We start from the raw sequence: 9,286 nt of genomic DNA on the forward strand, positions 1-9,286 counted from the left end.
AATACGTTTGCTCTTGTATCCCGTATGGGGATCACCGAAAGACGCTGTAGAGGGACCGGTTGCCAATAACAACAACAGACCGCCCTACAACAATAAGAAAGAGCACGTGCAACGATTTAAAGGGGAGCCTCGGCTCCCCTTTATGCTGTCTGGCGTTTGGCGTTTGGAGCCAGGCCCGTTGTGAAGTCAGGCCCGTTGATGACGCACCAGGCGCAAGCCGGCAATCACCACCGCGAACACCGCCAGACTGGCCGTGTACAGCACCAGCGCCAATATCCCCAGCAGCAAGCCGACCACTGCAAGCGCTCGACCAACCTGACGCGGAATAAAGAACGCGATCAGCGATGTGATCAGCGCGCCCCATCCGAACACGCCGAAGTGAATCCACAGCCCCAGGTTCGAGCGCAACTGGCACTGCCATTTCGACGCCTCGTCCGCGCAGATTCCTACCCATTGCACGTCTTCCATCAGGCCGTAACGCAAGCCGTAACTGACGGCGAGCCACAGCGCCAGAACGAAAAACAGCACCACCAACGGCAGACGACGGGACACGACACACTCCAGAAAAGAACCAACGGCGCGCAGCATAGCCGCAGCCGCCCGGGCAAAACCATACGGCCGATAAAAAGCACGAGCAGACAGGCCAGAAGTGCCATAACCTGTATCGTCGCGGAGGGTCATGCGAGAGTCACTTGCCGTCACGGCACTTTGGCACTACACCCGTGTCATAGCCTGCGTATTTCAACAGCACATCATTCCCAAGGGATTCAGTCATGCTTCGTTTTCTGCGCCTCGCCGCCTTATCAGGCGGCCTGTTTTTGAGTGCGTCCGTGATGGCGGTCGATATCGATCCGTCCAGCTATGGCTTCCCCTTGACCAATCCGTTCGAAGCGACCATCGCCACGACCCCACCGGATTTGCGTGCCAAGGTGCCTGAAGACGCCGACATCGATCAGGACGATTACAGCCTCACCATGCGTCCGGAGCGTGAGTTCACACTGCCGGACAACTTCTGGGCCGTGAAAAAACTGCGTTACCGCCTCGCCAAACAAGACCACCCTGCGCCGTTGATCTTCCTGATCGCCGGCACCGGCGCGCCTTATAACAGCACCCTCAATGAATACCTGAAGAAGCTCTACTACGGCGCCGGTTACAACGTCGTGCAGCTTTCGTCGCCGACCAGCTACGACTTCATGAGCGCCGCCTCACGTTTCGCCACCCCGGGCGTGACCAAGGAAGACGCCGAAGACTTGTACCGCGTCATGCAGGCCGTTCGCGCCCAGCAGTCCAAGCTGCAGGTCACCGAGTATTATCTGACCGGTTACAGCCTAGGCGCACTGGATGCGGCGTTCGTCAGCAAACTCGACGAAACCCGCCGCAGCTTCAACTTCAAGAAAGTGCTGCTGATCAACCCGCCGGTGAACCTCTACACGTCGATCACCAACCTCGACAAGATGGTGCAGACCGACGTCAAAGGCATCACCAACAGCACCACCTTTTATGAACTGGTGCTGCAAAAGTTGACCCGCTACTTCCGCGAAAAAGGCTACATCGACCTTAACGATGCGCTGCTGTATGACTTCCAGCAGTCCAAGCAGCACCTGTCCAATGAACAGATGGCCATGCTGATCGGCACCTCGTTCCGGTTCTCTGCAGCCGACATCGCCTTCACCTCCGACCTGATCAACCGTCGCGGCCTGATTACCCCGCCGAAGACCCCGATCAGCGAAGGCACCAGCCTGACGCCGTTCCTCAAGCGCGCGCTGCAATGCGATTTCGACTGCTACGTGACCGAGCAGGTTATCCCGATGTGGCGTGCCCGTACCGACGGCGGCAGCTTGCTGCAACTGGTTGATCAGGTCAGCCTGTACGCGCTGAAGGATTACCTGGCGAGCAGCAAGAAGATCGCCGTGATGCACAACGCCGACGACGTGATCCTCGGCCCGGGCGACCTCGGTTTCCTGCGCAAGACTTTTGGCGATCGCTTGACCGTTTACCCTTACGGCGGTCACTGCGGCAACATGAACTATCGCGTCAACAGCGACGCCATGCTGGAGTTTTTCCGTGGCTAAACGTCTATTGCTTATCGCCGCCCTCCTCTGCGCTGGCGCCGTCCACGCGGCCGACGCGCCGATCGTTTCCCAGGCAGCCCCGGTCCAGCGGATCGACAATCCGGACGGGTTCACCGAGCCGTTGAAGTCGCTGAAATTCAACCCGGGTCTGGATGCTCAGGAGTTCGAGCGTTCGTCCCTCAACGCGCTGAATGTCTACGATCCGCTCGAATCCTGGAACCGCCGGGTTTACCACTTCAACTATCGCTTCGATGAGTGGGTGTTCCTGCCGGTGGTCAACGGCTACAAATACGTGACACCGAGCTTCGTGCGCACGGGCGTCAGCAACTTCTTCAGCAACCTGGGCGATGTGCCGAACCTGCTGAACAGCCTGCTGCAGTTCAAGGGCAAGCGTTCGATGGAAACCACCGGCCGCCTGATCGTCAACACCACCCTGGGCATTGCCGGGCTGTGGGACCCGGCGACCCTGATGGGCCTGAAGAAACAGAGCGAAGACTTCGGTCAGACCCTGGGTTTCTATGGCGTACCGGCCGGCCCATACCTGGTCCTGCCGATCCTCGGCCCGTCGAACCTGCGTGACACCGGCGGTCTGGTCTTCGACTTCACCGCTGAGTCGCAGATCAACTTCCTCAACGTCGCTCAGGTCAGCGAAGACCATCCTGAGCTGTACCTGCTGCGCGCCATCGACCGTCGCTACACGACCAGCTTCCGCTACGGTCAGATGGACTCGCCGTTCGAGTACGAGAAAGTGCGTTACGTGTACACCGAAGCCCGCAAGCTGCAGGTGTCCGAGTAACGTGATCTGAATACTGCTGGCACTGCTGGCAGGGATCTTGTGGGAGTGAGCTTGCTCACGAAGACGTTATTACGGCCGCTGGAGATCTGGCGGCTATAAACCTATTCGCGAGCAAGCTCGCTCCCACACTTCGCCCAGACCCATCGCCAAACCCGATCATTCCCCCGCAAAAACCTCACCCATCCATCGCCTCAACAGGCCTACCATAGGCGCCATTCCCCTTCTGCCGGAGTGAGCCCCATGCCTCAATTTCGTAAAGTGCTGTCGATCCAGGCCGGCCAACCAACGTCGGACGGTGCTGGCGTCAAGCTGACCCGTGTGTTCGGCGGGCCAGGCATCGAAGCCTTCGACCCGTTCCTGATGCTCGACGAGTTCGGCTCCGAGAACCCCGACGAGTACATCGCCGGCTTTCCGCCCCACCCCCATCGCGGATTCGAGACCGTGACCTACATGCTCGAAGGCCGCATGCGCCATGAAGACCACATGGGCAACGTCGGCCTGCTGCAAGGCGGCGGTGTGCAATGGATGACCGCTGCGCGCGGGGTCATCCACAGCGAGATGCCCGAGCAGGAAGAAGGCGCCATGCGCGGCTTCCAGCTGTGGCTCAACCTGCCGGCCAAATCGAAGATGGGCGACGCCGGTTACGACGACATTCAACCCGAGCGCATTCCGCGCATCACCACGCAAAACGGCGTCGACGTTGTGGTGATCGCAGGTCAGTTCGACGACGGCCAGGCGTCCCAGGCAGGCGCCGTGCAGCGTCCGGACACCGAGCCACAGTATTTCGATTTCCACCTGCCCGCCGGCAGCCACATCAGCCCGCGCGTCGCGGAGGGCCATCGCGTGCTGCTGTACGTGTACGAAGGTGAAGTCGAAATCGCAGGACAACCACACAAACTGGGTACGAGCCGTCTCGCGCGATTGTCGGAAAGCGGTGAGATTCAGCTGAGCACCCAGACGGGTGCCCGCGTGCTGCTGATCGCTGGCAAGCCCCTGGGCGAACCGATCGTGCAATACGGCCCGTTCGTGATGAACAGCCGGGAAGAAATCGAACAGGCGCTGCGGGATTTCCGGGATGACAAGCTCACGGCTTGACCGCCCTGGACCCGGCATTCAGCAGAGCAACTACTCCGAACGCAGGAACCGCATCAACTCATCCTTCTGGGCCATCGCGTCGCGGCGGCCCAGCTCGATGAGTTCACTGCAATAACCCGATTCGAACAACAGATAGCTCAGCACCCCAGCCCCGCTGGTCTTGGTCGCACCCGGGCCGCGCAGAAACGTGCGCAGCGCCGGGGGCAATTCGCGGCGATGACGGGCGGCGATTTCATCGATGGGCTGGCTGGGCGAAATCACCAGCACTTCGACCGGCGCCAGGGACTGAATGGGCGTCGAGTCTGACGACTGCGGCCTGGGCACGTCGGGCCCGGGCAGCATGCGGCTGACCAGATTCAGCCGTTCCAGCAATTCAATGTCACTCTCCAGGCTGTCAATGAACGTACTGTTGAGCATGTGCCCGCCGATCTGCGCGAGGCTCGGTTGCACGCCACGGACCGCTCGCGGCACGGGCGGGTTCGCGCCGGGGCCACGGGGGTTGCCGCTGACGCCCACCACCAGCACGCGGTTGGCCCCCAGGTGCAGCGCCGGACTGATCGGCGCCGACTGCCGCACCGCGCCGTCACCAAAATATTCCTGCCCCAGTTTCACCGGCGCGAACAGCAACGGAATTGCGGAGCTGGCCAGCAGATGGTCAATGGTCAAGCGCGTCGGCAGGCCGATCCGGCGATGCCGCAGCCAGGATTCGATCGTGCCCTTGCCCTGATAAAACGTAACCGCCTGCCCCGACTCGTAACCGAATGCGGTGATCGCCACTGCGCGCAGATGCTTTGCTTCGATGGCTTCGTCAATGCCGTCGAGGTTGAGACGTGCGGTCAGCAGATCCTTCAGCGGTGAGCTGTTGAGCAGCGCCACCGGCACCTGTTGGCGACCGATGCCCAGCAGGCTGCGACCGAAGAACCGCGCCGCCTGCCGAACGACGCCGGGCCAGTCACTGCGCAACACTTGATGGCTGCGAAAGCCCTGCCAAAACTCAGTGAGTTCGTGAATTGCCGTACGAAATTGCGCAGCGCCGCTGGCCAGCTTTACCGCGTTGATCGCCCCGGCGGAAGTGCCGACGATCACCGGAAAAGGATTCTTGGCGCCGACCGGCAGCAGGTCGGCGATGCCCGCCAGCACGCCCACTTGATACGCCGCACGAGCGCCGCCGCCGGACAGGATCAGCCCGGTCACTGGCTCGACGCCGGGAGCCAAGGCTGAGGCGTTGCGCACCGCGTGTTGTTCTGTGGCGCTTGTCGTCATGGGGTCTCAGCTCTTGGTTTCAGCCACGCTTCTTGTACAGCTTCGGCTCGCCCGGCGGCCGACTCTTGAAACGCCGGTGCGCCCACAGATACTGCTCGGGGCATGCGGTGACGGCGCGCTCGACCCATTGATTGATGCGAATGCAGTCGGCCTCGTCGCTCTCCCCCGGAAAATCGCTCAGAGGCGGATGGATCACCAGCTTGTAGCCACTGCCATCGGCCAGACGCTCCTGAGTGAACGGCACGACCAGCGCGTGGCCGAGCTTGGCGAATTTGCTGGTGGCCGGCACGGTGGCGGCCTGAATGCCGAACAGCGGCACGAAGATGCTCTGCTTGGCGCCGTAGTCCTGATCCGGCGCATACCAGATCGCCCGGCCCTTGCGCAGTTGCTTGATCATGCCGCGCACGTCTTCGCGCTCGACGGCGATGGAATCCATGTTGTGGCGCTCGCGGCCGCGTCGCTGAATGTAATCAAAGAGCGCGTTCTTGTGCTCGCGGTACATGCCGTCGATGGTGTGCTGCTGACCCAGCAGGGCCGCGCCGATTTCCAGGGTGGTGAAGTGCAGCGCCATGAGGATCACGCCATGGCCGTCCAGCTGCGCCTGCTTTAAATGATGTAGGCCGTCGATGTGCGCCAACCGCGCGAGACGGGGCTTGCTCCACCACCAGCTCATGGCCATTTCAAAAAACGCGATGCCGGTGGAGGCGAAGTTTTCTTTCAGCAGGCGTTTGCGCTCGGCCTTTGAATACTGGGGGAAACACAGCTCGAGGTTGCGCGCGGCAATCACCCGCCGATCGGTTGCCTGGTAATACATGACCCAGCCCAATGCACGGCCAATCACCAGCAACACGCGAAACGGCAACTGCACGATCAGCCAGAGCAAGCCCAGCCCCAGCCACAGCAGCCAGAAGCGGGGATGAAGAAAATGAGCTCGAAAACGCGGGCGATCCATTACAGCTTCCGTCAGGACAAAGGCGGGCATTCTACATCGGTTCACGCGGATCGTGCCGCCGTCGGTTGCGCCTCCCTTGCGGCTGGCGGGCGTTATCGTTATAAGTCTCGGCACTTTTAGCGACAAGCCGCTGTATGCCGACATGAGCCAAATCGAATTGCAAGACAAGGACCCCGTGTTCCAGCTGAAGGGCAGCATGCTGGCCATCACTGTGCTGGAACTGGCCCGCAACAACCTCGAAGCGCTGGATCGTCAACTGGCGGCAAAAGTCGCCCAGGCGCCGAACTTCTTCAGCAATACACCGCTGGTGCTGGCCCTCGACAAACTGCCGCCGGATGAAGGCGCGATCGACCTGCCGGCGATGATGCGCATCTGCCGTCAGCACGGTCTGCGCACCCTGGCCATTCGGGCCAACCGGATTGAAGACATCGCCGCCGCCATTTCCATCGACCTGCCGGTGCTGCCGCCTTCGGGCGCGCGCGAGCGACCGCTTGATCCGACGGAAGGCGAAGTCAAAAAGAAACCGGAAATCATCGAAAAGCCGCCCGAGCCGCTGATCAAACCGACCAAGATCATCACCGCCCCCGTGCGCGGCGGTCAGCAGATCTATGCCCAGGGCTCGGATCTGGTGGTGATTTCCTCGGTCAGCCCCGGCGCCGAACTGCTCGCCGACGGCAATATTCACGTGTACGGCCCGATGCGCGGCCGCGCGCTGGCGGGGATCAAAGGCGATACCAAGGCACGGATTTTCTGCCAGCAAATGGTCGCCGAACTGATCTCGATCGCCGGCCAGTACAAGGTGTCCGAAGACCTGCGCCGGGATCCGCTGTGGGGTGCCGGTGTGCAGATCAGTCTGTCCGGCGACGTGTTGAACATCACCCGTCTTTAACGGATACTGCGCCATTTTTAAGCCACTCTGATTCGTCGCGAAAACGACGCGAAGGCACCGGGACGTTCGGGATATTTTTTTGTTCGCCCGAACAGGAATTCCTTCACGGGTTCCGATCACCGCCCTCGCCCGCTTTAGTTGCGCCGTCATGAGGGGCTCTTCAGGGACTCAACGTCCTTTTCCTCTAGGGGTGATACACCTTGGCCAAGATTCTCGTGGTTACATCCGGCAAGGGTGGTGTGGGCAAGACCACCACCAGCGCCGCCATCGGTACCGGTCTCGCACTGCGCGGCCACAAAACAGTTATCGTCGACTTCGACGTCGGCCTGCGTAACCTCGACCTGATCATGGGTTGCGAGCGTCGCGTCGTTTATGACTTCGTCAACGTAGTCAACGGCGAAGCCAACCTGCAGCAGGCGCTGATCAAGGATAAGAAGATCGAAGGTCTTTACGTCCTCGCTGCCAGCCAGACCCGTGACAAGGATGCGCTGACCAAAGAGGGCGTTGAAAAAGTCCTGATGGAACTGAAGGAAACCTTCGAGTACGTCGTCTGCGACTCCCCTGCCGGTATCGAAACGGGCGCTCACCTGGCGATGTATTTCGCCGACGAAGCCATCGTCGTGACCAACCCGGAAGTGTCTTCGGTCCGTGACTCGGACCGCATGCTGGGCCTGCTGGCCAGCAAGTCCCGCCGCGCCGAGCGTGGCGAAGACCCGATCAAGGAGCACCTGCTCCTGACCCGTTACAACCCTGAGCGCGTGAGCAAGGGCGAGATGCTGGGCGTCGAAGACGTCAAGGAAATCCTCGCGGTGACTCTGCTGGGCGTGATTCCGGAGTCCCAGGCCGTACTCAAGGCGTCCAACCAGGGCGTGCCGGTCATCCTTGATGATCAGAGCGACGCCGGCCAGGCGTACAGCGATGCCGTTGACCGTCTGTTGGGCAAGGACCGTGAGCACCGCTTCCTGGACGTACAGAAAAAAGGATTTTTCGAACGCCTGTTCGGGGGTAACTGATGAGCATTTTTGACTTCTTTCGTGCCAACAAAAAGCCCAGCACCGCGTCGGTAGCGAAAGAGCGTCTACAGATCATCGTGGCGCATGAACGCGGCCAACGCAGCACCCCGGATTACCTGCCCGCCTTGCAGAAGGAGTTGGTCGAGGTGATCCGCAAGTACGTCAATATCGGCAACGATGACGTGCATGTCGCCCTTGAAAACGACGGCAGCTGCTCGATTCTGGAACTGAACATCACCCTGCCTGATCGTTGATCGAAACGGCAGTCGCCACGGCGGCCCGGTTGCCTGAATCCCTTTAAGGAGTCAGGCAAGCGCGCCGCCGTTGGCGTTATTGAAGATCTGTTTTCTGCGCCGCGATGGCTGCTGCGATCGCGGTGCACCTGTTTGAATGATGAGGCGTTCAATGCCGCTGTCCAACGTTCATATCCTCCACCAGGACGACGCTGTCCTGGTGGTGAACAAGCCCACCCTGCTGCTTTCGGTCCCTGGTCGCGCTGACGATAACAAGGACTGTCTGATTACCCGCCTGCAGGAAAACGGCTACCCCGAGGCGCGAATTGTCCATCGGCTGGATTGGGAAACCTCCGGGATCATTTTGCTGGCCCGTGACGCGGACACCCACCGTGAGTTGTCCCGGCAGTTTCATGACCGCGAGACGGAGAAGGCTTACACGGCGTTGGCGTGGGGCCAGCCAGACCTGGACAGCGGCAGTATTGATCTGCCATTGCGTTACGACCCGCCAACCAAGCCGCGTCATGTGGTGGATCATGAATTGGGCAAGCATGCGTTGACGTTCTGGAAGGTGCTGGAGCGGTATGACACCCATTGCCGGGTCGAGCTGACGCCGATTACCGGGCGGTCGCATCAGTTGCGGGTGCATATGTTGTCGATCGGGCATCCGTTGCTGGGTGACGGTTTGTACGCCCATCCGGAGGCGCTGGCGGCGTATCCGCGGTTGTGTCTGCATGCGAGCATGCTGGCGTTTACCCATCCGGGGACGGGCGAGCGGGTTCGGTTCGAGTGCCCGGCGCCGTTTTGACCTTTTTTCTTGGTGGCGGCGCTGGGTAAGCTGGCATATCGGAAATTTCAGTGGCGCTGATATGGTGACTCTGCCTAACGGCAGAGTATTTCGCCTTCGGCGAGTTACTTGGAAAAGCACCCCAAGTAACCAAGGGTGCTTGCTCTCGGTTGGGCCCGACTTCGT

General features: G+C 60.8%; 10 protein-coding genes. 7 read left to right on the forward strand and 3 right to left on the reverse strand.

What is annotated here, in order from left to right:
• Positions 1 to 186: 186 nt before the first annotated feature.
• Positions 187 to 552 carry a hypothetical protein gene (locus tag AC07VF_RS21970; RefSeq protein WP_282373111.1) on the reverse strand — a complete coding sequence of 122 codons (366 nt, stop codon included), beginning with the start codon at positions 550 to 552 and terminating at the stop codon, positions 187 to 189.
• Positions 553 to 773: 221 nt separating this feature from the next.
• Here AC07VF_RS21970 and AC07VF_RS21975 point away from each other — a divergent pair, with 221 nt between their 5' ends.
• The 3 genes from AC07VF_RS21975 to AC07VF_RS21985 all read left to right on the forward strand — a co-directional run bounded on the left by AC07VF_RS21975 (position 774) and on the right by AC07VF_RS21985 (position 3,963).
• Positions 774 to 2,072, forward strand: a complete 1,299-nt coding sequence (locus tag AC07VF_RS21975; RefSeq protein ID WP_065986875.1) for a serine/threonine protein kinase — start codon at positions 774 to 776, stop codon at positions 2,070 to 2,072.
• Entirely contained in the window at positions 2,065 to 2,868 is an 804-nt protein-coding gene (locus tag AC07VF_RS21980) for an MlaA family lipoprotein (protein WP_192170954.1), read from the forward strand. Before AC07VF_RS21975 ends, AC07VF_RS21980 begins: the two co-directional genes overlap by 8 nt.
• 240 nt (positions 2,869 to 3,108) lie before the next feature.
• Positions 3,109 to 3,963 carry a pirin family protein gene (locus tag AC07VF_RS21985; RefSeq protein ID WP_495010146.1) on the forward strand — a complete coding sequence of 285 codons (855 nt, stop codon included), beginning with the start codon at positions 3,109 to 3,111 and terminating at the stop codon, positions 3,961 to 3,963.
• 30 nt (positions 3,964 to 3,993) lie between these two features.
• On the opposite strand, the gene AC07VF_RS21990 is transcribed toward AC07VF_RS21985, so the two are convergent.
• Together AC07VF_RS21990 and AC07VF_RS21995 are read right to left on the reverse strand one after the other, a co-directional pair.
• Positions 3,994 to 5,226, reverse strand: a complete 1,233-nt coding sequence (locus AC07VF_RS21990) for a patatin-like phospholipase family protein (RefSeq protein WP_282373114.1) — start codon at positions 5,224 to 5,226, stop codon at positions 3,994 to 3,996.
• Between the two features lie 19 nt (positions 5,227 to 5,245).
• Positions 5,246 to 6,178: a lipid A biosynthesis lauroyl acyltransferase gene (locus tag AC07VF_RS21995; protein WP_192170952.1), complete on the reverse strand. Its 933-nt coding sequence runs from the start codon at positions 6,176 to 6,178 to the stop codon at positions 5,246 to 5,248.
• A gap of 142 nt (positions 6,179 to 6,320) precedes the next feature.
• Between AC07VF_RS21995 and minC the strand changes: the two genes are divergently transcribed.
• The 4 genes from minC to AC07VF_RS22015 all read left to right on the forward strand — a co-directional run bounded on the left by minC (position 6,321) and on the right by AC07VF_RS22015 (position 9,121).
• Complete coding sequence (gene minC, locus AC07VF_RS22000) at positions 6,321 to 7,067, forward strand: septum site-determining protein MinC (RefSeq protein WP_074890214.1); 747 nt, start codon at positions 6,321 to 6,323, stop codon at positions 7,065 to 7,067.
• Between the two features lie 200 nt (positions 7,068 to 7,267).
• Complete coding sequence (minD, locus tag AC07VF_RS22005) at positions 7,268 to 8,080, forward strand: septum site-determining protein MinD (protein WP_037013830.1); 813 nt, start codon at positions 7,268 to 7,270, stop codon at positions 8,078 to 8,080.
• Positions 8,080 to 8,334, forward strand: a complete 255-nt coding sequence (minE, locus tag AC07VF_RS22010) for a cell division topological specificity factor MinE (RefSeq protein WP_037013831.1) — start codon at positions 8,080 to 8,082, stop codon at positions 8,332 to 8,334. Before minD ends, minE begins: the two co-directional genes overlap by 1 nt.
• A 151-nt stretch (positions 8,335 to 8,485) precedes the next feature.
• A complete protein-coding gene (locus AC07VF_RS22015; RefSeq protein ID WP_122623099.1) occupies positions 8,486 to 9,121 on the forward strand; it encodes a pseudouridine synthase in 636 nt (211 codons plus the stop codon).
• Positions 9,122 to 9,286 lie beyond the last annotated feature (165 nt).

The sequence above is a fragment of the Pseudomonas sp. GW821-FHT02H06 genome (assembly GCF_059421525.1).

Coding starts and splice junctions, on each gene's coding strand:
- AC07VF_RS22015 (WP_122623099.1), top strand. CDS start 8,486: ATGCCGCTGTCCAACGTTCATATCCTCCACCAGGACGACGCTGTCCTG.
- AC07VF_RS21990 (WP_282373114.1), bottom strand. CDS start 5,226: ATGACGACAAGCGCCACAGAACAACACGCGGTGCGCAACGCCTCAGCC.
- AC07VF_RS21975 (WP_065986875.1), top strand. CDS start 774: ATGCTTCGTTTTCTGCGCCTCGCCGCCTTATCAGGCGGCCTGTTTTTG.
- AC07VF_RS21995 (WP_192170952.1), bottom strand. CDS start 6,178: ATGGATCGCCCGCGTTTTCGAGCTCATTTTCTTCATCCCCGCTTCTGG.
- minC (WP_074890214.1), top strand. CDS start 6,321: ATGAGCCAAATCGAATTGCAAGACAAGGACCCCGTGTTCCAGCTGAAG.
- minE (WP_037013831.1), top strand. CDS start 8,080: ATGAGCATTTTTGACTTCTTTCGTGCCAACAAAAAGCCCAGCACCGCG.
- AC07VF_RS21985 (WP_495010146.1), top strand. CDS start 3,109: ATGCCTCAATTTCGTAAAGTGCTGTCGATCCAGGCCGGCCAACCAACG.